Annotated in this window: 18 protein-coding genes and 1 riboswitch; of the genes, 11 read left to right on the forward strand and 7 right to left on the reverse strand. The window is 54.7% G+C overall.

Annotation, left to right across the window (positions count from 1 at the left end; genetic code table 11):
- Positions 1–115 precede the first annotated feature (115 nt).
- From NST84_RS29015 to NST84_RS29030, 4 genes are all read left to right on the forward strand, one after another.
- On the forward strand, positions 116–748 hold the full coding sequence (locus NST84_RS29015) for a futalosine hydrolase (protein WP_342566548.1): 633 nt from the start codon (positions 116–118) through the stop codon (positions 746–748).
- 20 nt (positions 749–768) lie between these two features.
- Positions 769–1614 (forward strand): 1,4-dihydroxy-6-naphthoate synthase, encoded by an 846-nt coding sequence (locus NST84_RS29020; RefSeq protein WP_342566549.1) that lies wholly within the window; start codon positions 769–771, stop codon positions 1612–1614.
- A gap of 47 nt (positions 1615–1661) precedes the next feature.
- Positions 1662–2483, forward strand: a complete 822-nt coding sequence (locus NST84_RS29025) for a class I SAM-dependent methyltransferase (protein WP_342563470.1) — start codon at positions 1662–1664, stop codon at positions 2481–2483.
- Between the two features lie 132 nt (positions 2484–2615).
- Positions 2616–3290, forward strand: a complete 675-nt coding sequence (locus NST84_RS29030; RefSeq protein WP_342563471.1) for a DUF559 domain-containing protein — start codon at positions 2616–2618, stop codon at positions 3288–3290.
- Positions 3291–3766: 476 nt separating this feature from the next.
- Here NST84_RS29030 and NST84_RS29035 read toward each other — a convergent pair whose 3' ends face one another.
- From NST84_RS29035 to NST84_RS29050, 4 genes are read right to left on the reverse strand one after another with little or no spacing between them, the layout of a single operon-like run.
- Positions 3767–4840, reverse strand: coding sequence for an ABC transporter substrate-binding protein (locus NST84_RS29035; RefSeq protein ID WP_342563472.1), 1074 nt, complete (start codon positions 4838–4840; stop codon positions 3767–3769).
- Entirely contained in the window at positions 4837–5664 is an 828-nt protein-coding gene (locus NST84_RS29040) for an ABC transporter permease (protein WP_342563473.1), read from the reverse strand. Before NST84_RS29040 ends, NST84_RS29035 begins: the two co-directional genes overlap by 4 nt.
- Positions 5654–6466, reverse strand: a complete 813-nt coding sequence (locus NST84_RS29045; RefSeq protein ID WP_342563474.1) for an ABC transporter permease — start codon at positions 6464–6466, stop codon at positions 5654–5656. The genes NST84_RS29040 and NST84_RS29045 overlap by 11 nt, the downstream gene beginning before the upstream one ends.
- Positions 6456–7580: an ABC transporter ATP-binding protein gene (locus NST84_RS29050; protein WP_342563475.1), complete on the reverse strand. Its 1125-nt coding sequence runs from the start codon at positions 7578–7580 to the stop codon at positions 6456–6458. The genes NST84_RS29045 and NST84_RS29050 overlap by 11 nt, the downstream gene beginning before the upstream one ends.
- A gap of 345 nt (positions 7581–7925) precedes the next feature.
- On the opposite strand from NST84_RS29050, the gene NST84_RS29055 reads away from it, so the two are divergent.
- Positions 7926–8975, forward strand: a complete 1050-nt coding sequence (locus NST84_RS29055; protein ID WP_342563476.1) for an FUSC family protein — start codon at positions 7926–7928, stop codon at positions 8973–8975.
- 254 nt (positions 8976–9229) lie between these two features.
- A riboswitch (cyclic di-GMP riboswitch) is annotated at positions 9230–9319 on the forward strand.
- Positions 9300–11192, forward strand: a complete 1893-nt coding sequence (locus tag NST84_RS29060; RefSeq protein WP_342563477.1) for a flagellar assembly protein A — start codon at positions 9300–9302, stop codon at positions 11190–11192. It overlaps the preceding riboswitch by 20 nt.
- Positions 11193–11262: 70 nt before the next feature.
- On the opposite strand, the gene NST84_RS29065 is transcribed toward NST84_RS29060, so the two are convergent.
- Positions 11263–12177 carry a DMT family transporter gene (locus tag NST84_RS29065; protein ID WP_342566550.1) on the reverse strand — a complete coding sequence of 305 codons (915 nt, stop codon included), beginning with the start codon at positions 12175–12177 and terminating at the stop codon, positions 11263–11265.
- A 76-nt stretch (positions 12178–12253) separates the two neighbouring features.
- Between NST84_RS29065 and NST84_RS29070 the strand changes: the two genes are divergently transcribed.
- Both NST84_RS29070 and NST84_RS29075 read left to right on the forward strand, forming a co-directional pair.
- Positions 12254–13162, forward strand: coding sequence for a LysR family transcriptional regulator (locus NST84_RS29070; protein WP_342563478.1), 909 nt, complete (start codon positions 12254–12256; stop codon positions 13160–13162).
- A 5-nt stretch (positions 13163–13167) separates the two neighbouring features.
- A complete protein-coding gene (locus NST84_RS29075) occupies positions 13168–14142 on the forward strand; it encodes an aldo/keto reductase (protein WP_342563479.1) in 975 nt (324 codons plus the stop codon).
- Between the two features lie 80 nt (positions 14143–14222).
- On the opposite strand, the gene hcp is transcribed toward NST84_RS29075, so the two are convergent.
- Positions 14223–15866, reverse strand: a complete 1644-nt coding sequence (gene hcp / locus NST84_RS29080) for a hydroxylamine reductase (RefSeq protein ID WP_342566551.1) — start codon at positions 15864–15866, stop codon at positions 14223–14225.
- Between the two features lie 156 nt (positions 15867–16022).
- On the opposite strand from hcp, the gene NST84_RS29085 reads away from it, so the two are divergent.
- The 3 genes from NST84_RS29085 to NST84_RS29095 are packed head-to-tail and all read left to right on the forward strand — an operon-like array spanning position 16023 to position 18594.
- The gene (locus NST84_RS29085; protein ID WP_342563480.1) at positions 16023–16730 is read left to right on the forward strand and encodes a Crp/Fnr family transcriptional regulator; all 708 of its coding nucleotides are present in this window, start codon (positions 16023–16025) and stop codon (positions 16728–16730) included.
- Positions 16731–16760: 30 nt separating this feature from the next.
- Entirely contained in the window at positions 16761–18152 is a 1392-nt protein-coding gene (locus NST84_RS29090; protein WP_342563481.1) for an aldehyde dehydrogenase, read from the forward strand.
- A gap of 58 nt (positions 18153–18210) precedes the next feature.
- Positions 18211–18594 carry a RidA family protein gene (locus NST84_RS29095; protein ID WP_342563482.1) on the forward strand — a complete coding sequence of 128 codons (384 nt, stop codon included), beginning with the start codon at positions 18211–18213 and terminating at the stop codon, positions 18592–18594.
- A 104-nt stretch (positions 18595–18698) separates the two neighbouring features.
- Here the strand turns inward: NST84_RS29095 and NST84_RS29100 are convergent, their stop codons facing one another.
- A complete protein-coding gene (locus NST84_RS29100; RefSeq protein ID WP_342563483.1) occupies positions 18699–21656 on the reverse strand; it encodes an ABC transporter substrate binding protein in 2958 nt (985 codons plus the stop codon).
- Positions 21657–21997: the final 341 nt, after the last annotated feature.

The following is a 21997-nucleotide window of genomic DNA, read 5'->3' on the forward strand; positions in this document are numbered from 1 at the left end:
CTTAATTTGCCCATACATTCTATTCTCTTCTATGGAAGGAGTCCTTTAATTGAACGATACTAACCAATTTCCCTCCGGAGTTCCTGCCGGCCGGGCAGCGGCAGGTGAAAACCGCGTGCTGATCGTGACGGCAGTCGCGGCTGAGCGCGAGGCCATCCTCCGCGGCCTGGGCGGCAGCACCAGGTTCGAGGTCATTGCGGCGGGCGCCGGCACCGCCGCAGCTGCGGCCGGCACGGCCGCCGCCCTGGCAGCCGGCAGCTACGGCTGCGTCATCAGCGCCGGGATCGGCGGCGGCTTTCCGGGGCGGGCGCCCTTAGGCTCGCTGGCCGTCGCCAGCGAGATGATCGCCGCCGACCTCGGAGCCGAGACGCCGGAGGGCTTCCGCAGCGCTGCCGAGCTCGGCTTCGGCAGCAACACCGTGCCGGCGGCGCACGGCACGGCAGAGGCTCTCGCGGCCGCGCTTGCAGCGGCCGGCCTTCCGGTCAGCACAGGGCCTGTGCTGACCGTTTCGACGGCGACCGGCACCGCCGGGACGGCCGCCGCTCTTGCCGCGCGGCACCCCGGTGCCGTCGCGGAAGCGATGGAAGGCCACGGGGTCGCCGTGGCCGCCCAGCGGTTCGGGATCGCGGCGCTGGAGCTGCGCGCGATCTCGAACCCTGTCGGCCCGCGCGACCGGGCCGCGTGGCAAATCCCTGCAGCGCTGAACGCGCTAGCGGCAGCAGCCGCTATACTATTGGAGGTGCTGTAATGACAGCAACAACAGATCAGTTGAACATTGCCTTTTCCCCATGCCCGAACGACACCTTTGTTTTCTATGCTCTGGCACACGGGCTGGTGCCGGGTGCACCCAAGCTGAATGTAACCTTTGCCGATATTGATATTACCAATGGCCTGGCCGCAGACGGCGCCGGACCCGAAGTGCTCAAAATCTCCTACGCCGCCCTCCCCTGGGTGCTCGACCGGTACAAGCTGCTGCCCTGCGGCGGCGCGCTTGGCCGCGGCTGCGGCCCGCTTGTGCTGACGGCCGGCGGCCAGAGTGCGATCCGCCGTCCGGCGGATCTGTCCGGCCGGCGGATCGCCGTGCCAAGCGAGCGCTCCACAGCTTATCTCCTGTTCCGGCTGTGGGCGGCGCAGCAGGTGCCGGGCGGTCCGGGCGAGATTGTCGTCATGCCGTTTGACGAGATCATGCCGGCCGTCCGGGACGGACAGATTGATGCCGGACTGGTCATTCACGAAGCGCGCTTCACTTACGGCTCCTACGGCCTTAACATGCTGACCGATCTCGGCAGCTGGTGGGAGAGCGACACCGGCCTGCCGATTCCGCTGGGAGCGATCATTGCCCGCCGTGATCTTGATGACGAGGCCATTACCGGCTGGATCAGAAGCTCACTGCAGTTTGCCTGGGATCATCCTGCCGACAGCGGCTGCCGCGATTTTGTACTCAGCCATGCCCAGGAGCTGTCACCTGAGGTAGCCAAATCGCATATCGACCTGTATGTGAACGGGTTCTCCATGGACCTCGGCGAGGAAGGCTATGCTGCGATCTCTGCGCTCCTGAACCGCGCAGCTGCCGAAGGGCTTGTACCGGCGGTTGATCCGGAGCTGCTGCGTTAACAAACTGCCTGCAACTGATTTAACTATTATGGATGGGAGAGGATTTCATGATTCCTGCCGGCAACAGCAAACAGAATATTGACCGTTTTTTGGGCTACCAGAACGACTACGACCGTTACCGTCCGGAAGCACCGCCGATTATTACTAGCCTGCTGAGCAACTATCTGGGATCACGTCCTGCTGTCGTTGCCGATATCGGCTGCGGAACCGGACTATCCACCTTTGTATGGAAAAATGCCGCCGATACTGTTTACGGAATTGAACCCAATCCCGACATGCTGAGTAAGGCTGCCGAAAAGCTGCAGCAGGACGCTGAGGCGAAATCCCTGTCTTTTCAGCAGGGCTACTCCAACCAGCTTCCGTTTGAGTCCGGCAGTGTTGACATCATCACCTGCTCCCAGTCCTTCCACTGGATGGAGCCGTCCAGCACCCTGCAGGAAATTGCCCGCTGCCTGCGCCCCGGCGGCGTCTTTGCCGCTTATGACTGTGACTGGCCGCTGGCGCTGCAGGCGGATATTGAAACCCGGTACAACCGGCTCACCACCTCTGCCGACAGCCTGCTGGCTGAGCTGCAGCCGGAGGCCGAGCGCGCTTTTAAGTGGGATAAAGAGGGACATCTCGCGCGGATTCAAGCCAGCAGCCACTTTTCTTTTGCCCGGGAAATTGTCTTTCATAATACGGAGACCTGCGATGCGGATCGTTATGTGGGGCTGATGCTCAGCCAGGGCGGGCTGCAAACGGTGCTGAAGCTAGGATCAACGCTGCTGGATGAGGCCATTGCCGATTTTACGGCAGAGGCGGAGCGATATTTTGACGGCCGGACCCTGCCGGTTCTGATCAGCTACCGTATGCGGATCGGAATCAAATAACTGTACTGTGCTGAATAATCTGGTCATTTTCGCCAATTTAGCTTATACTGACTGCAACGAGACGAAGAACGTCCCGGTTATCCCTTTGGGGAGGCCGGGGCGTTTTCTATTTTTACGGGGAGCGTGGGCTTAATGTTATTTGAAGACGCACATCAGCAATTTATCGGAAACCATCTGGCCGCCAGGCCTTTGGGGGAACGCAGGGGCCAGATGGAACGGGGGCATCAGCATGCGGAGGTTCTCTTTTTGCGCAATGTATGGTGGCCGCTGAGAGGGGATTTCTCCAGTCTGCATCCTGAATATGAGGTGACGGACTGGCGCGGGAGGTCTTACTTTGCCGACTTCGCCTGGCTTCCCGGCTACATCAAGCTGCTCATTGAAATTAAAGGCTATGCCTCCCATGTCCGCGATATGGACCGCAATAAATTCTGCAGCGAGCTCAACCGGGAAACCTTCCTGCAGGCGATGGGCTACCGCGTAATCTCCTTTGCCTATGATGATGTCGAGCAGCGCCCGGAGCTATGTATGACCCTGCTGCAGATGAACTTGGGCAGATACCAGGCTGCTGAGGCACCCGCCTCACGTTTGCAGCTTATGGAGCAGGAAACGATCCGCCTGGCTATCCAGCTTACTGGAGCTATCCGTCCCCAGGATGTTAAGCAGCATTTTGACGTTGATTACAGATCAGCAATCCGCACTTTGCGCAGTCTATGTGACAAGGGCTGGCTGCGGCCTTCCTACAAAGGCAAACACGAGCGGGTGATCCGTTATGAGCTAACGCATGGTGTGCTGGATTATTTTAATTAGTTGGTGATCAGCCGCCGGCTGTGAGTCTAACGTACTTTGGCAGATAGCAGAGCTATAACACCACTACCCAACCGCAATCCGCCGTATGCAATCCACACACTACCAACAACACCTAAGTGGAAAAAAGCTACCTATTTAGCCCTGTAGAGTAACTTTTGAGTAATTAAGTGGAAAATCGCTACTTAGTTTGGGCAATATGCCTCTGTGGGAGCGAATTCGGCTGAATGAAGTGTCCTTTTTCCACCTAGATTCTCCGTCTCGTGGTTTTAAGCAAAATTAGGTGACGTTTTTACACTTAGTTCGATCCAGCACATTCAAAGTGCCGGGGTACGGGGTACGGACTAATTACTCTAACTTACTCTAACTAACTGGCAGTTGACCAGCAGCGTGCAGATTTCCGTTTCAGGGTATGCAAACAAGCGCCCAACCGCGGTCCATACCACGATCAGGCGCCTGTTTATCCAGCCATATCACCCTTACTTCTTATTCATCTTAAACTTCAGGAACAGCTCGTTGTAATGGGCGAGCATGCGCTTGCCGAGGTTGTCGTAGACCTCGAGGCGGTCGGTGATTTCTGCAGGCGGGTAGAAGCGTTCGTCGCCGGAGATGTCCTCCGGCAGCAGCGCCAGTCCGGGAACGTTCGGGGTGGAATACCCTACGTATTCGGCGTTCTGGGCTGCGACCTCAGGCCGGAGCATGAAGTTGATGAACTGGTGCGCGCCGTCTACATTGGCTGCCGTCTTCGGAATGACCATGTTGTCGAACCACTTGTTCGAGCCTTCCTCAGGCACGACATAGTCGAGCTTGTCGTTCTCGTCCATGATCTCGGACGCATCGCCGGACCAGACGATCCCGACAGCCGCTTCTTCATTAGCCAGCAGCATCTTGATCTCGTCACCGACAATTGCCTTGACGTTAGGCGAGAGCTTGTTCAGCTTGGACAGTGCCTCCTGCAGATGATCCTCGTTGGTATCGTTAACCGAGTAATGCAGGCTGTTCAGCGCCATCCCCATGACTTCGCGGGCTCCGTCCACCAGGAAGATGCTGTTGTTCAGCCTGCTGTCCCAAAGGGAGTTCCAGCTGCTGAAATCGATGTCCCCCGTCATCTCAGGATTAAAGATAATCCCTACGGTGCCCCAGAAATACGGCACAGAGTATACATTCCCCGGATCGAAGGACAAGTCCATGAACCGGGAATCGATGTTGGCCAGATTCGGGATTTTGCTGTGGTCTAGCGGCAGCAGCAGGTTTTCCTCGCGCATTTTGGCAATGGCATAGTCGGAAGGAATCACCACATCGAATACCGTCCCGCCCTGCTCCACCTTGGTTAGCATCGCTTCATTGGAATCGAAGGTCTGGTAGATAACCGTAATGCCGGTCTCCTCCTGGAACTGCTCCAGCAGCTCAGGGTCCACGTAATCGCCCCAGTTGTAGATCGTCAGCGTATTGCCGCCGCTATATCCTTCCGCCGAGTTCAGGCGCATTGCAAGAAACATCAGCCCGAAGGCGACCAGCAGGATCGCCAGAAAAGCATTTACCAGCTGTTTCATCTAGGCACCCCCGCTTCTGCAACCGGCTCCGCTACTGCGGCGGACGGTTTGCTCTTCCGCTGATTCAGGAAATAGTAACCGACGACCAGCAGAATGGTAAAGAGGAAGATCAGCGTCGACAATGCGTTGATCGACAGCGATACCCCTTGCCGTGCCCGGGAATAGATTTCCACTGGGAGCGTCGAGTAGCCGTTGCCCGTTACGAAGAACGTTACTGCAAAGTCATCCAGGGAATAAGTCAGCGCCATGAAGAATCCGCTGAAAATCCCCGGCTTGATAATTGGCAGAATAACTTTGGTCAAAACACTCATCCGGCTGGCCCCGAGGTCACGGGCCGCATCGGTCAGCGTCGGGCTCATCTCCTGCAGATGCGGCAGGATCATCAGTACGGCAATCGGGATGCTGAACGCCACATGGGAGAGCAGGACCGAAGTGAAGCCAAGCTGAATGCCGGCAATCGTGAACAGGATCAGAAAGGACGCCCCTATAATAACGTCCGGACTGACGATCAGGACGTTATTCAGCGACAGTAAAGCGTTCTTTGAACGCCGTCTGCGGCTGCGGTGAATGGCTAATGCCCCGATAACTGCAATCACAGTAGCGATTGAGGAGGAGAGCAGCGCGATAACGAGCGTGTTGATCACAATAATGATCAGGCGTGTATCCTGCAGCACCTCACGGTAATAATCGAGTGTAAAGCCTTCGAATTTATGCATCGTACCGCCGCTGTTGAACGAATAGTACATCAGGTAGAAGATCGGAGCGTACAGGACCACAAAGACCAGGACCAGATAGATGTTGGCGATTCCGTTTTTATTTTTCATGCCGCACTCCTTTCCGCGAGCTGCCGGTCAGAAGCATGAACAGCGCCATAATTACGATCAGGAACACGGCAACGGTTGAGCCCATGCCCCAGTCCTGCGTAACGAGAAAATGCTGCTCAATAGCGGTGCCCAGTGTAATAACCCGGTTGCCGGCGATGAGACGCGTGATCATAAACAGCGACAGCGCCGGAATGAATACCGCCATACAGCCGGAGCGCACCCCGGAGATCGTCAGCGGAAAAATAACCCGGCGGAACGTCGTCCATCCGGAAGCACCGAGATCGCGGGCAGCATCCACAAGCGACAGATTCAGCTCCTCCAGGGCGCTGAAGATCGGCAGAATCATAAAGGGAATGAAAATATACACCGATACAAACACAAAGCTGAATCCGGTGAACAGAATCTGCTGCTCCCCGATCCCCAGAACATCAAACAGGCTGTTAACCGGTCCGAAGGTGCCGAAAATCCCGATGAACGCATACGTCTTCAGCAGCAGATTGATCCAGGTCGGCAGGATAATCAGCAGCAGCCACAGCTGTTTATGCTTGGTGCGGGTCAGCAGATAAGCTGCAGGATACGCAACAAGCAGTGAGAAGGCCGTGATCAGGAACGCGTACCAGAAGGAGTTCAGCATCATTTTCATATACACCGGGGTAAAAAAGTTCACATAGTTATCCAGTGTAAGATTTCCGTCCAGATCAAACAGGGAATAATAGATAACCAGCAGCACCGGTGCGATGACGAACAGGGCGATCCATAAGTAATAAGGGATGAGATAATACGAACGGCCCTTATTGTTCATGGCTCTCTACCTCGCCGTAAGCTTCCAGACGTCTGTCGAATTCTTCCTCCGTTTCGCCGAAGCGCATAACATGAATCGCTTCCGGGTCAAAATAAAGCCCGATTTCGCTGCCTACCTCCGCTTTGCGCGTGGAGTGCACCAGCCATTCGTGGCCGGATTCGTCATAACAGCTGATCTCATAGTGTACGCCGCGGAACAGCTGGGAGTCGACACGCACCTTCAGCTTACCCTGCTCAAGTGTGGAAATTTCCAGATCCTCAGGGCGGATAACAATCTCTACCGATTCATTCGGCCGCAGCCCGGCATCCAGACATTCAAACCGGTGGCCGCCCCACTCCACCAGATAATCCTCGATCATCACGCCCGGCACAATATTCGACTCTCCAATGAAGTCAGCGACAAAGCGGTTGATCGGCTCATCGTAAATATCGTTCGGCGTGCCGCTCTGCTCGATTTTCCCCTTGTTCATGACAAAGATCCAGTCCGACATCGCCAGCGCTTCCTCCTGGTCATGGGTAACGAAAATAAACGTAATGCCAAGACGCTGCTGCATTTCCCGCAGGATATACTGCATTTCGGTGCGCAGCTTCAGGTCAAGTGCTGACAACGGCTCGTCCAGCAGCAGCACCTGCGGCTCATTAACGATCGCACGGGCAATGGCCACACGCTGTCTCTGGCCGCCCGACATTTCGTTAATTGCACGCTGGTCGTAGCCGACCAGATTGACGAAGCGCAGCGCTTCCTGCACCTTTTGAGTAATAACATCCTTTTTAAGCTTCTTGATCCGCAGACCGAAGGCCACATTCTCAAATACGTTCAGATGCGGGAACAGGGCATAGTCCTGAAATACCGTATTAACCTGACGCTCATTAGCGGGAATGTGGTTGATCATTTTACCGTTCAGATAAATGGAGCCTTCCGTCGGTTCCGCAAAGCCGGCAATGAGACGCAGAATGGTCGTCTTGCCGCAGCCGGAGGGGCCCAGCAGTGTATAGAATTTGCCGCGTTCGATTTCGAAGCTGACGCCTTTTAACACGGCCTCCTCATCATCATACTGCTTAGTAACCTGGTCAAAAGAAATAATAGTGCCTTCCGGGGTAGCTATAGCTAACAACCTCCTTACCTTATGTAATACAACCTATTTTACCCTTATCTTACAGTGCACAATCGGCTTCTACCGGCGGAGCCCCGCCTGTACCGACAATTCCGCCCCTGCTTCGACAACATTTCATATTATATAGCATATCGGATGAATCCCATATATGCGATAACGAACAATGTAAACACTCAGACCTAATCTTAACAACTTCGTAAAATATCGGCCCGGCACGCCCGCTTTGAGATGCTATAATGAAAACGGCTGAAACAGCTATGAAAATTTCCCTTTTTACGAAAGAAGATGACTGAAATGAACGAGGGGTTACAGGAACGCCTTGAAAAATTTGGATTATCCCTTTATATGATACGGATTACACTGGCCGCTACCCTCTCCTGGCTGGCCGTCCACCGCCTTTATGGCGACCATTACCTATACTTTGCACCGCTGGCTGCAATTCTGATCACTCAGGGCACAGTGAAGGCTTCACTGGAAAAAGGCTGCTACCGCCTGCTTGGCATTGTGCTTGGCGGAACAGTCAGCCTGGTTGTCGGCCGCTTCATGGATATCAGCATTGTCTCCATCCTGCTGATTCTGCTGATCGGCATCGGCGTCGCCACCGCCTGCCGGATTAATATCCAGGCTGTCTCGCAGGTTGGCGTAACTGCCGTGCTTGCACTCACCTTCTACCATGACCATTATGTCGTATGGCGGCTCGCCGAAACGCTGATCGGTGTACTCATCGCCCTCTTGATTAATATCATTGTCGTCCCGCCGAAGGGCTTCGCTAAAGTGAAGGGTCTGGCGCTTGAAGGAAGCCTGCTGCTGGCTGATTCTTTAAGCAGACTCGCTGCCGGCGGCAGAAACGGCGAGCCTGCCCGTGATATGCTGAAACGCTCCGGCGGACTGCTCGCGAAGAGCAGCAGCCTGCAGAAGGAGCTGCTGCACACGCTGTCGCACTATCCTTGCCGTAAAGATATGCGCGGGCTGGTCCAGGCTACTTCGCATTTGCAGAAGGTTCACTTTTATCTTCAGGAGATTGCCGAAGAGCTTACCCTGCTGCCTGCCCACTACGCTGCCTCGGACCGGATGAACGAGGTGTTGTCCGCAGCAGCTGACTGCATCGCCCTGTACGGCACCAGAACACTGTCTGATGCCGAAGCCCGGCGCCAGCTGCCGGAATGCCTGCGCCGGGCGCGCGAGCTGCAGCTGTCCTGGTTCTCGGAGCTGCAGGCCGAATGCCCGCTGACCGCGATCCGTGATCTCGGCGCCGTCTTTTCTCACCTGAACCGGGTGCTTGATGTAATTGAACAGGCCGATTATGCGGCCGTTTCCGCCGCGCCCGTGCCGGTTAGAGGCGAAGCGGCCCGCAGTATCCGCCTCGGCAGCAAAGGACTCTCCCACAAGCTGTAAGCTTGGGAGGGCCCTTTTTTTATAGTTTTTTATGTCCCGGCGTCTGACTGGAGATAAAGACCCATTACCGGCTTGCACACCGTACTTCAGCTGCACTTTCCGGATGAATTTACAGTTGAAAACTCGCTGCACAAGTATTAAAATTAAGCTTATTTGCAGCAGTGCCTAAATTCAGTACTATAGCACCAGTTATGAATCTTTATTGTCAACTCTGACCCAATAAATGACCTCAGGCTGAATGTTTATCAATGTCTCATGTATAAAGGCAAACTGTCTGAAAGGGCAGGACGCAAAGCAATGGGCCTAACAATGCTATGTGCATTCATGGCTGCCAGGCTGCCGGTTTCGGATCATTCTAAAAGCGAGGTTAAAACAATGCCGCATCACACCCTTGAACAGCCACGGCATGCGTTCAGCACCGGGCCTTCCTTCAGCTCTGACCACTCAACGTATTCTTCCGCCCAGTCCCGGCCGCTTAGCGGGACACCCGGCAATGAGGAGAAGAACGGAAAGGTCATCGTGCAGAACGACCAGATCTTTATCACTCCTCCCTTACCCGGCGGCAAGGCTGCCGTTATCTCTGCCCTTCACCCCGTTGTCCTCAAGATTAACCGGATCAAAGTAAATGAGCCTGCCGCCATCACTTCATCTGTCCAGCTGAGCTGGGAAATCAGCGAGAAGCCGCAGTACCAGATTACCGTGTCTGAAGACGGGCTAAGCGCTTATTTTACACTCTACCGGGTTGAAAAGTATGCCTGGAAGCTGGTCAATTGCCCCGCCTCGGCCCAGGTCTGTGTCCGGGCAGAGCCGAATTATGATCTGCTCCTGTCCAGGCTGACCGTCAATCAGATCCTGGCCGACTTCTCCTCAAGCTCCTTTATGCCTAATCTCAACATTCCTGCCCTGTATGCCGAGCTGAATAATCCGACCTATCTTCCGGTTTGTATCGCTGTGGGCAAGCCGCCGCTGCCTGGAATAGACGGCCGGCTGGAGCTGCCGGCCAGGCTGCCCGGGACTGATGACGATGTTCCTGATTATCCGGAGATTCCTTCTGCGCGGACAGGCGGGATACTTGCCCGCAAGCTGCCTCCGCAGGAAGGAAGGCCCGGCTTCAATGTGCACGGCAGCATTTTGCCACCGCCCCGGCCGGAGGATATTACCCTGAAGCCTGCTGATTGCTATTCCCTGCTCCCGGGCGGCGAAATTGTCGCACTCCGCGATGGACGGCCGCGGATTACAGGCTGGGGAACCCGGACTATGAGCATTGATTTTCCGGAAACCCATATCATCCAGGAGAGCATGACATCAGCAGACAGTCCTGTTCTATTCGCAGGAGATGTAATAGCCCCGGACGGAATCGCGGATCACTGTACTATAGAAGTATTAGGAAACGTATACATATCCGGCGACGTCCGTCATGCCGTCATTGCCGCTACCGGCAGTGTAGTCATCCGCGGCAAGGTTACAGACAGCCACATTTATTGCGGCGACTGTGGTGCAATACAGCACCGGCTGCATCAATTCCCGAGTCAGCTGATGGAGGAGCTGATGCTGCTCAGAAATGCCGCCCTGATGCTGGAGGAGAATCTCCGCTCCCGTCAGCAGCCTGTGAAGTACGGGCTGGTCGTGCTGCTCCTGCTGGAGGGCAAATACGCCCATCTCCCCGGCCTGATGAAGGGTCTGCAGGAGCTGCTTGCCGGGAACGGGCCGGCTGCCCCTGTTGACACCAGGCAGCTGAAGCATATGCTGGAGATTTTTCTGCACCCCGGACAGTTCACCGAATTCATTAATGATGCTGTGCTCGTTACCTTCCTCGATCTGCTGGAGGAGCTTCGTGACGGGGTTCTACACATGCATGAGGGTAATGTCCGGCTTGATCTCGCCCAGGCGGAGAATTGTCTGCTCCGGTCCGGGGGCAGCATCTTTATTCATGGAGAGGGCGTTCTGCACAGTACACTCCTGGCAGCGGGTGATGTCCGCTTCCTGATGACACAATCGTTATGCAGCGGCTCTAAGGTTGAGGCCGGTGACTCCATTTCGGTACAGCAAACCAGAGCAGCAGACCGGCAGACCGCACTTACCGCCGGCCACCAGATCAGCGTGTGCCAAATCGAAGGTACCCGGATATCCATTGGTGAATATGCGGCTGAGTTCACGGCACCGGCAGGAGAAGCCGTCTTTACCGCCCAGAGCCTGCGGCTGAGAAACCAGACCTGATTAAACAGAAAGAGCCTGCAGAATGCCGTCCGGAGGCAGTCTGCAGGCTCTTTCTATGTTTATATCCGGTTTAGCCGGAATGCTTCAGCCGCCGCGTACGCCCCAGCTTCACGTTCACCAGCAGAATGCTGCCAACGATGAGCACCATCCCCGCAATAAGATTAAGCGTGATCTGTTCATGCAGCAGCACTACGCTGGAACCGATTGAGATCAGCGGAATCAGGAAGGTGAAGGAGCCTACCTTCCCGGCTTCTCCTTCATTAATCAGCTTGAAGTAGACCATCCACCCGAGAGCGATTACGAATACGGCGATAAACAGCGTGCCCGCAATAAAAGCGCCGCTCCAGGTAATAGCTGCCCAGCTTTCCGTGACCGAACCTGCCCCAAGCAGAATGACTCCGCCGATCATAATCTGCATCGCAGTCAGCCACAGCATATCCACCCGCGCCGCATTCCGTTTCATATATACGGTACCAAGCGCCCAGCACAGCGCGCTGGCCAGTGCCAGCAGCACACCTGCGGCAGAAATGCTGCCGGTAAAACCTCCGATGCTGAGTGCGGCAACTCCGGCAAAGCCGAGCAGCAGGCCGAATATTTTCAGCCCGTACATGCTTTCTCCGAGCCAGATCCAGGCGAAGATGCCCAGCAGCACCGGCTGCAGAAAGACAATGGCCGAGAACAGGCCGGAGGGAACGTATTGCAGGCCTATTGTCTGGAATCCGTAATAAAAGACAATGCTGAGTACCGCCGAAGCCAGATAGACCGGCCACAGCCGCCGGAACTCAAGCTGCCTCCATTTCGGCAGTGCCGCTATGATCAGAATGATTCCGGCAATTACGGTACGGATACCGGCAAACAGCAGCGGGGGAGCATAGATTAAGGCAATTTTGGACAAGGGCCAGTTGATGCCCCAGACAATCACCAGAAAAGTAAGCAATGCGATCGTTCGATTACGTTGAGACAATGTTTTCACCTCTTGTATCATTTTCATTTCAAATGATACAATAAACACATTCATAATTGAAATGCATAATAATCATGAGGGGCATAGCATATTTGATATGAACAATAATCAGATCCTCTTATTTGTCAAAATTTCCGAAACCGGCAGCTTCACCAAAGCCGGCCAGGAGCTGAATATGACCCAGCCGGCAGTCAGCCGGGCCATTTCCGCACTGGAAACCGAGCTGGACGTCAAGCTGCTGCTGCGTGACCGCCGCAGCGGCCTCATGCTAACCGAAGTGGGCAAGCGTGTGCTGATTATTTTCCGGGAAATCCTCAGCGGGTTCAATAAGGTGCAGCAGGAGGTTTCTGCTGAAAAGGGCCTGGAGCAGGGTTTGATCCGGATTGGGGCTTTTCCGGTAGCGGCCGCTTACTTCGTGCCCAAGATCATCCGTTCGATCACGAACAGGTATCCGGGAATAGACATTTCTGTACATGAGGGCTCAGTGGCCGAGGTGAAGGAATGGCTGGAGACCCGCCAGATTGATGCCGGACTGATCATTCCGCCGCTTGAGGAGTTTGAGACGATTCCGCTGTTCCGGGAGAAGCTGTACGCCGTGTTGCCCGAGGGGCATCCCCTGGGTCATAAGAGAATAGTCCATGTAAAGGACCTGGAGCAGGAACCAATGATGATCTGCAAAGCCGGCTATGAGCCTCCGGTGGTTGATTTATTCAGGCGGGCTGACAGTAAGCTTAATGTAAAATATGTGGTTAACAGCTACAGCACGGCACTCAACATGATCAAAGAGGGACTGGCTGTCGGCGTGCTGTCCGAGCTGTCGCTGCTCTCCCCGCCCGGCAATGTAATGATCCGCGGGCTGTCTCCGGATGCTTACCGCGATGTTCACATTGCCGTCCATTCACTGGAGGAGGCCTCCATTGCCGTCAGGCTGCTCATTGATACTGCGCTTGAGCTGTTCGCTGCGGACGGGAAGCTGAATCCGCCAATAAACCCTTCAGAGGAGTGACACGCATGAAGTTTAACCGGTTAGGCAACAGCGGGCTGCAGGTATCCGCCCTCGGCCTTGGAACCAATGCCTTCGGCAAACGGGCTGATGAAAAAACCTCAGTTGAGATTATCCATACCGCCCTGGATCAGGGCATCAGCTTTATCGACACCGCCAATATTTATGCCGGCACGGAATCGGAGCGGATCATCGGATTAGCGCTTGAGGGCAGACGGCAGGATGCCGTACTCGCTACTAAAGCTGGATTGCCGCGGGCCGAAGGGCCGTACGGCAGCGGCTCCTCGCGCCGCCATCTGATGCAAGAGCTGGAAGGCAGCCTGCGCCGCCTGAAGACGGATTATGTGGATCTATACCAGATTCACACCTTCGATCCTTATACTCCGCTTGATGAAACGCTGCGCACCCTGGATGATATGGTCTCCTCCGGGAAGGTCCGCTATATTGGCGCCTCCAATTATGCCGCCTGGGAGCTGATGAAGGCACTGGGCATCAGCGAAGCGCGGAACTATATGAAGTACACCTCAATCCAGTGCAGCTACTCACTGGCCGACCGGACACCGGAAATCGAGCTGCTGCCGCTCTGCCTGGATCAGGGCCTGGGCATCATTCCTTACTTCCCGCTGGCCGGCGGCATTCTGACCGGGAAATACAGCGTGAGCGGCGCTGCTCCGGCCGGGTCACGCGTAGAGACCGATCCGAACTTCAGCCGTTTCCTCAGCCCTGAGCGGATTGAGCTGGGCAATGAAGTCAGCCGGATTGCGGCAGAACTCGGCACCACTCCTACCGCCCTGTCTCTGGCCTGGCTGATGCATCAGCCTGCCGTATCCACCGTCATTGTCGGCGCTACGCGCGCGGTGCAGGTGCAGCAGAACCTGCCCAGTGCTGCACTTGAGCTGGACAAGCAGACGCTGGAGCGGCTGGAGCAGGCCAGCCGTCCCTTCAGAAGCGGCGAGCCGTTCGCATTCTACCGGCTTCCATAAGCCGGAACACCAAAAAGCCTATAGCAACCCCGGCGAAATCCGGCGGGGCGCAGCTATAGGCTTTTTCACATAACTATGAATTACACAACGGCCATGAACCGTTCCATGTCTTCCTGAACCGTGGTAATGCCGCCGATTCCGAAGGTATCAACCAGCACTTTAGCCACGTTAGGCGACAAGAAGGCTGGGAGCGTCGGTCCGAGATGAATGTTTTTGACGCCCAGGTGAAGCAGGGCCAGCAGCACGATTACCGCTTTTTGCTCATACCAGGCAATGTTGTAGGCAATCGGCAGGTCATTGACATCGTCCAGACCGAATACTTCCTTCAGCTTGAGGGCAATAACGACCAGGGAATAGGAGTCATTGCACTGGCCGGCGTCCAGCACACGCGGAATACCGCCAATCGCACCGAGATCAAGCTTGTTATATTTGTACTTCGCACAGCCTGCGGTAAGAATAACAGTATCCCCCGGCAGCTCGGAAGCGAAGTCCGTGTAGTAATTACGGCTCTTCATCCGGCCGTCGCAGCCGGCCATTACGAAGAACTGCTTGATCGCGCCGGTCTGCACCGCCTCAACCACCTGATCAGCCACGTTCATCACCGCAGCATGGGCAAAGCCGCCGACAATTTCGCCGGTTTCAATCTCGGTCGGAGCCGCACAGCCCTTGGCCTGGGCAATAATCGCCGAGAAATCCTTCTTGCCATCTGCATCCGCAGGGATATGCTGTACCCCCGGGAAGCCGGTGTTGCCTGTGGTGTACAGACGGTCTTTATAGCTGTCTTTTGGCGGCACGATGCAGTTGGTAGTCATCAGAATCGGACCATTGAAGCTGGCAAACTCCTCGTTCTGCTTCCACCAGGCGTTGCCGTAGTTGCCGACAAAGTGGCTGTATTTCTTAAAGGCCGGATAGTAGTGGGCCGGCAGCATCTCGCTGTGGGTATACACGTCCACCCCTGTCCCTTCCGTCTGCTTCAGCAGCTCCTCCATGTCCTTCAGGTCATGTCCGCTAATCAGAATTCCCGGGTTATGGCCTACACCGATGTTGACCTTGGTGATTTCCGGGTTGCCGTAAGTCGTTGTATTGGCCTGGTCCAGCAGAGCCATCACGTCAACGCCGAACTTGCCGCATTCCAGAACCAGAGCGGTAAGCTCACCTGCATTCAGGCTGTCATCAAGCGTGGAAGCAAGGCCTTTTTCCATAAAAGCATGTGATCCGGCATCCCCGAAGCCCAGCACTGCTGCATGCTCCATGTAAGCCGCCATTCCCTTCAGCCCGTAGGTCAGCAGCTCGCGCAGGGAACGCACATCCTCATTCTCCGTCGCCAGAACGCCTACCGTCTCCGACTTGGCGATCAGCTCCTCGTCTGTCTCTGCGCTCCAGATGGCCGCATCATGATCCGCAAGCTCTGCTGCCGCTCCGGCCAGCTTCAGCCGGCTGCTCCACTGGTCTCGCAGCTGAAGTCCCGTCCGTACTCTGGATGTAAAGGCCTCAGGAACAAAATTCGCGTTGGTGATTGTGGCAAACAGGCTCTCTATAATGAATTTATCGGTAACGGAGTCGGTCATGCCAAGCTCCCGGCCTTTGCGTGCGAAAATGGAGATTCCTTTAAGCGTATAAATCAGCAGGTCCTGAAGATTGGCTACCTCACTCGTCTTGCCGCATACCCCCTGGATGGTACACCCTGTACCCTTCGCCGCTTCCTGACACTGAAAACAAAACATGCTGCTCACTTGGCGTTCACTCCTTCTCAAATAGGTTCGTCTCATCAGGCAGGACACCGGTTCGTCCGCCTTTACAGTTACTGATTATTGTAGTAGACTTTCGCCATACATTCGGTAACGGATGTTACCGTTTAAATTTTAATTTGGAGGAAACCGATGATACCTGACCCTGCCGTCCTGCAGTCCTGTCTGCTGTTCCGGGGCAAGTCTGCGGAAGAATTGGAGCACCTCCTGCACAAGATGATTTATACAGTAACTGCTTACCAGAAAAATAGGCTGATCTTCGCCGAGGGCGATACTGCAGACCGGATCGGCATCATCCTCTCCGGGCGGGTTGAGGTGCAGAAAACCCATCCGAGCGGAAGCGGGGTCACGATCGCCCACTTGAGTGCGGGCCAGACCATCGGCGAGGCCGTGCTGTTCCGCAAGGAAAATCTCGTTCCGGCCACCGTCACCGCCACCGGCCCCTGCCAGGTCATGTTCATCAGCAAGCACGAGCTGCTGCGGCTGTTCTCAGCCGATACGGACATTCTGACCCGGTTTATCGAAAATCTCTCCGAACGCCTGGTGCTCGTCAACCGTAAAATTGAGATCCTATCGGCGGGCCCCTTGCGGCGGCGGATGATTTATTTTCTGCTGGAGCAGGCGGTACAGCAAGCCTCTGATCAGATCCGCCTGCCATTCAGCCGCAAAGAGTGGGCTGAGCATCTGAATACAGCCCGTCCGTCACTCTCCCGCGAAATGGGGTACCTGCGCGATATGGGCTGGATCGAGTTCAGCGGAAGCCGGATTACGCTGCTGAACCAGGCCGCAATGCATGAATACATCCGTACAGACCAGCCGGCTGCCGGCCAGGACAAATAACGATTTGATTCACGCCAGGAGGGATTAGCTATGCCTGAAACAACTGAACACAGCATCAGCAAGCTATTGGGTGTCCACCGGGAGTATTTTGATACCGGGGTTACGAAAGAGCCCGGCTTCCGGGTCGCCCAGCTGCAGAAGCTGAAAGAAGCCATCCGCAGGTATGAGCCGCGTATTATTGAAGCGCTCCGCCAGGATCTGCACAAAAGCGAATTCGAAGCCTATGCCACAGAAATCGGCTTCACCCTGGAGAGCATTAGCTACATGATGAAGCATGTGCGGCGCTGGGCGAAGCCTGTAAAGGTCAAATCGCCGCTGCATATGTTTCCGTCCAAAAGCCTGATCCTCAGCGAGCCTTACGGCACCGTGCTCATTATCGGCCCGTTCAATTACCCGTTTCAGCTGCTGATCGAGCCGCTGATCGGAGCCATTGCCGCCGGTAACTGCGCTGTTCTCAAGCCGTCAGAGAGTACGCCGGCAGTATCAGCCGTGATTGAGGACATGATCCATGAAACCTTTGAACCTGGTTATATCCGGGTTATCCAGGGCGAGAAGGAAACCACCAATCTGCTGATTCACGCTAAATTTGACTACATATTCTTCACCGGCAGTGTCGCTGTCGGCCGGATCGTCATGGAGGCTGCCGCCAAGCAGCTTGTACCTGTAACCCTGGAGCTTGGCGGCAAAAGCCCGGTCATCGTTGACCAAAGCGCCAATCTGGAAACAGCGGCCAAGCGGATTGTCTGGGGCAAGCTGATTAATGCCGGTCAGACCTGCATCGCGCCGGATTATCTGCTGGTTCACAGCGGGGTTGCCGGCCGGCTGATTGAGCTGATGAAGCAGCAGATCACCGCCTTTTACGGGGATGATGCCCGCACCAGCCCGGATTACGGGCGGATTGTTAACGAACGGCAGCTCCAGCGGATCGCCGGGCTGATCGGCCGGGACCGCTCCAAGGTGATTATGGGCGGTACGGTGGATGCCGGAGACCTATATATTGAGCCGACCCTGCTCCATCCGGCTGACTGGAGCGACGCTTTGATGGAGGATGAAATCTTTGGTCCTGTCTTGCCGATCCTGGAATTCGACCGGCTGGAGGAAGCCATCAGCAGCATTAAACAACGGCCCAAGCCGCTGGCACTGTATTTATTTACCGAAGACAAGCAGGCAGAGCAGAAGGTGCTTGGCAGCGTCTCTTTCGGTGGAGGCTGTGTGAACGATACAATCAGCCATGTTGCCAGCTCCCGCCTGCCGTTCGGCGGCGTCGGCAACTCCGGCATCGGCGGCTACCACGGCAAGCATAGCTTTGACCTGTTCTCACACCGCAAGAGCGTTGTGAAACGCAGCGCGAAGGTTGATCCCGGCATCGTATATCCGCCTTATGGCAATAAGATTAGTCTGGTGCGCAGGCTTTTAAAATAGTTGGGTGATAGATGAAGATGTACACAGAGCTATTTGAACGGAAAGCGGGGAAGGTAGAATGGAACGCAAGCAGGTATTTACAGGATCGCCCTGGGAGTCATCTGTAGGCTACTGCCGGGCACTCCGGATCGGAGACCGGATTGAAGTAGCGGGGACTACAGCCATGCGGAATGGAGAAGTCGCCTTTGCCGGCAATCCCTATGAACAGACGAAGTTCATTCTGCAGACGATTGAGCAGGCACTGAAGGATCTTGGCGCAGGTCTGAATCACGTAGTCAGAACTAGAATGTATGTTACGGACATCTCACAATGGGAGGAATATGGCAGGGCGCACGGTGAATTTTTCCGTGATATTCAGCCGGTGGCCACGATGGTTGAGGTCAAGGCGCTGATTGATCCGCAGCTGCTGATCGAAATTGAGGCGGAGGCTGTCGCGCCTTAATTTGTATAACGATAACAAGGCTGCTGTCCTTTATGTGAGGACAGCAGCCTTTTCTATATTTATGAGAGACTATCAATACCCAGGCTGATGCGGGAAATCAGGTGTCAGCCCACCCGCCGCTCCTTCACCCATTTGGCCACATCCTTCTGCGGAATCGGCCGGCTGATGTAGTAGCCCTGAATCTTGTCACAGCGGGTCCGCTCCAGAAAAGCGAGCTGGTCCGGCGTCTCCACACCTTCTGCCGTAACCTTAAGTCCCATATCATGCCCGATGGTGACAATCGAACGGGCCAGCGACATATTGTTAGGCGAATCAACGCTGTCGATAAACGACTTGTCGATCTTCAGTGTGGTGATCGGCAGCTGCTTCAGATAGCTGAGGGAGGAATAGCCTGTCCCGAAGTCATCCAGGGCAATGCCGATCCCCTTCTCCTTGAGCGACTCCAGCTTCGAGCTGATGGCCTCAAAGGATTCCATAAAAATAGACTCCGTAATTTCCAGCTCCAGGTATTCCGGCGGCAGCCCGGTCTCCTGCAGGATGCCCAGCACCATATCGGTGAAATTCTCCAGCATCAGCTGGATAACTGAAATGTTCACAGAGATATGGGAGTCCCTGCCATGACTCTGGCTGTTCAGTTCTTTAATGAAGCGGCAGGCTGTACGGAGCACCCATTCACCGATCGGCACAATCAGCCGGCAGTCCTCGGCGATTTTGATGAAGGAGAGCGGGGAAACAAAGCCCAGTACCGGGCTGTTCCAGCGTATCAGTGCCTCAAACCCCCAGATTTCTCCGGAAGCAGTGTCCACCAGCGGCTGATAATGCAGGGATAGCTCCTGATTGGTTATGGCGCTGCGCAGATGGGATTCAATAACCATCCGTTCGTCAAAATGCTGCTGCATGTCCCGCCCGTAGACCACATACGTTCCTTTGCCCGCTTCCTTGGCCTTGTACATCGCAATATCCGCATTCTTCAGCAACTCTTCCGCGTCACTTCCGTTCTCCGGATACTGGGCGATCCCGATGCTGGTGGAAATATGCACAACGCTGGCATGCAGCTCAAACGGTTCCCTGAAGCCCTGCACAATTGATTCTGCATAAGCGATAATTTCACTGAAGCCCCTGTTATCCTGGAACAGGATGACGAACTCGTCTCCGCCGAACCGGAAATATCTGCTGCGTTCATCCCCCAGCTGCAGCAGCCGCTCACCGACCTTTACCAGCAGCTCATCGCCAAAGGTATGGCCCAGTGTATCATTAATATATTTGAAATTATCAATATCAAGAAAGAATAGGGCCGCGTGTCCGCCGTTATGCTCCTTAATGAATACTTCCAGCGCTTCAGCCAGCGACAGCCGGTTCGGCAATCCGCTGAGCACATCGTTGTAGGCCAGCAGCCGGTACTTCTCCTCGCTGGTCTGCAGCAGCGACTGGTTCTCTACTACCTTGGTATACTGTTCGAGCAGCTCGTCCTGCAGCGCGGTAAGCTCCTCATAGGTGGATTCCAGCTCCTGATAGCTCATCTGCAGCTTGCTCTCGTAGCCCTTGCGGTCTGTCACATCTACCATGGATCCGGCAAAACGGACAAATCCGCCTGAAGAATTACGGAGTACTTTGCCGCGCGTCTGAAACCACTTATACTCTCCCGTTTTGCAGCGTACCCGGAACTCACTGTAGTAATAGGAGGTCCGGCCTTCCAGATGGTTGGCACGCTGGCGGCTCTCATCCTCCGCATCCTCAGGATGGATAAGCTCCATCCATCCGTTACGGGCCTCATTTAATTCATCCCGTTCATATCCGAGCAGCTCGTACCAGCTGTCCGAGAAATAATAGGTCATGCTCGACATATCGACATCCCAGATCACTGCATCCGAGCCGTAGGTCGCGACGGCGAAACGCTCATTGCTTTTTTCCAGATTACTGCGGATCTTCTTCACAAGCTGTACATAAAACAGCAGGATCAGAATAAAGGATACCAGAACGGCAAACGCGGCGATAATGCCCAGCACCAGCGTCTTATACGTCTCATAAAAGGAGAATGGCTTGTTGATCACCTCGCTGCCTTGCGGCAGCTTTTTGACAGAGACTCCGAACCGCTGCAGCTCGTTGTAGTCAAAAACACTGCGGACACTGCTGTTATTCACGACAGGAATATTGTCCGCCTGTTCCCCCTCGAGAATCCGCACGGCCAGCCCGGCAGCAGTCCGTCCCTGGATCAGGCCGCTGATCAGGCTGCCGCCGAAGGCGCCGTGATTCAGGCCGAAATCATAAATATGATATACCGGCACACTGCTGCTCTCACCCAGCTCGCCCGCAAACCGGTCGAACTCTAACGTGCGCCCCGTCGAATCGCTGTAGTATGTAGTCATAAGAACAACACTATCAGAGGAAAGTGCGGACACCTGATCAAGGATCTCTTGTCTGGAAAAACGGTTCAACGGATGCAGCTGCAGGTCCGGGTGTAGTGTGGAGATTTGCTCCATTACCATTTTGCCGGTGGACAGGCCGCTTTCTGTATTGTCATATAAAATATACACCTGTTTAACTGACGGGTTAATCTCGAGTGCCATATCAATCGTACGTGCCGGGTTGATCTTTTCAATAACACCGGTAATATTGCCGGGATCCCCCAGGCTCTCTGCACCCAGCTCATTAATGCCGCTGTAGATAATCGGTGCATTGTCGAGAATTTCCTGGCGGTATTTGATAGCGAAGCTCAGTGCAGCATCATCCGTGGTCAGAACGGCATCAATATGCACGGACTGATATTTCAGCTTAATTGTCTGATAAAATTGCTTAAGGTTGTCTGCACCGGGGTAACGTTTCCAATCCATATACTCACTGTAGATCAGCGGCTGTCCCGGCGCACTCTTGAGCGTCTGCTCAATGCCGGTCCCCTGCTCGTCCGTCCAGGCAAACCCTTTATGATAGGAATGCAGCACCAGCACATTCTTGGGGGGCAGCTCTTCTGCACTTGCCTGTGCAGGCTGATAGAAAATCCCGCAGAGCATCATTAGCAGCAGGAGGCTCCGGAATACCTTGAGACCGGTTTGTCTTAAGTCCATTTGCACACTCCCATTCATCCACCTCAAAGTTAAAAACGGAAGGTTTCGGCAATATCTCATTCGCCGAATTCTTTCCCCATCCTCTTTCGTTCAGGAAAACGTTAAAAGCCATTCAGTTCGGGACATGCTGCTTATGTATAGGCTAATTGAGAGTAGATGTGTAGTGTGGCAGTATATGACTTTCTTATCTTTAATTATAGGATGAAACACTAATTTTTGAAATAAAGAATAGCGTAAATATCTAGATACTTTGAATTATAAACATACAAAAAAAGGAAGGTTTGCAGGCACTCTACAATAATAGTCATCCGTTCGGTAAAGTGGTGCGGAAATAGACATAA

This window comes from Paenibacillus sp. FSL R7-0345, assembly GCF_038595055.1.
In the GTDB taxonomy this organism is placed as follows: Bacteria; Bacillota; Bacilli; order Paenibacillales; family Paenibacillaceae; genus Paenibacillus_AQ.

Coding starts and splice junctions, on each gene's coding strand:
- NST84_RS29025 (WP_342563470.1), top strand. CDS start 1,662: ATGATTCCTGCCGGCAACAGCAAACAGAATATTGACCGTTTTTTGGGC.
- NST84_RS29030 (WP_342563471.1), top strand. CDS start 2,616: ATGTTATTTGAAGACGCACATCAGCAATTTATCGGAAACCATCTGGCC.
- NST84_RS29035 (WP_342563472.1), bottom strand. CDS start 4,840: ATGAAACAGCTGGTAAATGCTTTTCTGGCGATCCTGCTGGTCGCCTTC.
- NST84_RS29040 (WP_342563473.1), bottom strand. CDS start 5,664: ATGAAAAATAAAAACGGAATCGCCAACATCTATCTGGTCCTGGTCTTT.
- NST84_RS29045 (WP_342563474.1), bottom strand. CDS start 6,466: ATGAACAATAAGGGCCGTTCGTATTATCTCATCCCTTATTACTTATGG.
- NST84_RS29055 (WP_342563476.1), top strand. CDS start 7,926: ATGATACGGATTACACTGGCCGCTACCCTCTCCTGGCTGGCCGTCCAC.
- NST84_RS29060 (WP_342563477.1), top strand. CDS start 9,300: ATGGCTGCCAGGCTGCCGGTTTCGGATCATTCTAAAAGCGAGGTTAAA.
- NST84_RS29065 (WP_342566550.1), bottom strand. CDS start 12,177: ATGATACAAGAGGTGAAAACATTGTCTCAACGTAATCGAACGATCGCA.
- NST84_RS29070 (WP_342563478.1), top strand. CDS start 12,254: ATGAACAATAATCAGATCCTCTTATTTGTCAAAATTTCCGAAACCGGC.
- NST84_RS29075 (WP_342563479.1), top strand. CDS start 13,168: ATGAAGTTTAACCGGTTAGGCAACAGCGGGCTGCAGGTATCCGCCCTC.
- hcp (WP_342566551.1), bottom strand. CDS start 15,866: ATGTTTTGTTTTCAGTGTCAGGAAGCGGCGAAGGGTACAGGGTGTACC.
- NST84_RS29085 (WP_342563480.1), top strand. CDS start 16,023: ATGATACCTGACCCTGCCGTCCTGCAGTCCTGTCTGCTGTTCCGGGGC.
- NST84_RS29090 (WP_342563481.1), top strand. CDS start 16,761: ATGCCTGAAACAACTGAACACAGCATCAGCAAGCTATTGGGTGTCCAC.
- NST84_RS29095 (WP_342563482.1), top strand. CDS start 18,211: ATGGAACGCAAGCAGGTATTTACAGGATCGCCCTGGGAGTCATCTGTA.
- NST84_RS29100 (WP_342563483.1), bottom strand. CDS start 21,656: ATGGACTTAAGACAAACCGGTCTCAAGGTATTCCGGAGCCTCCTGCTG.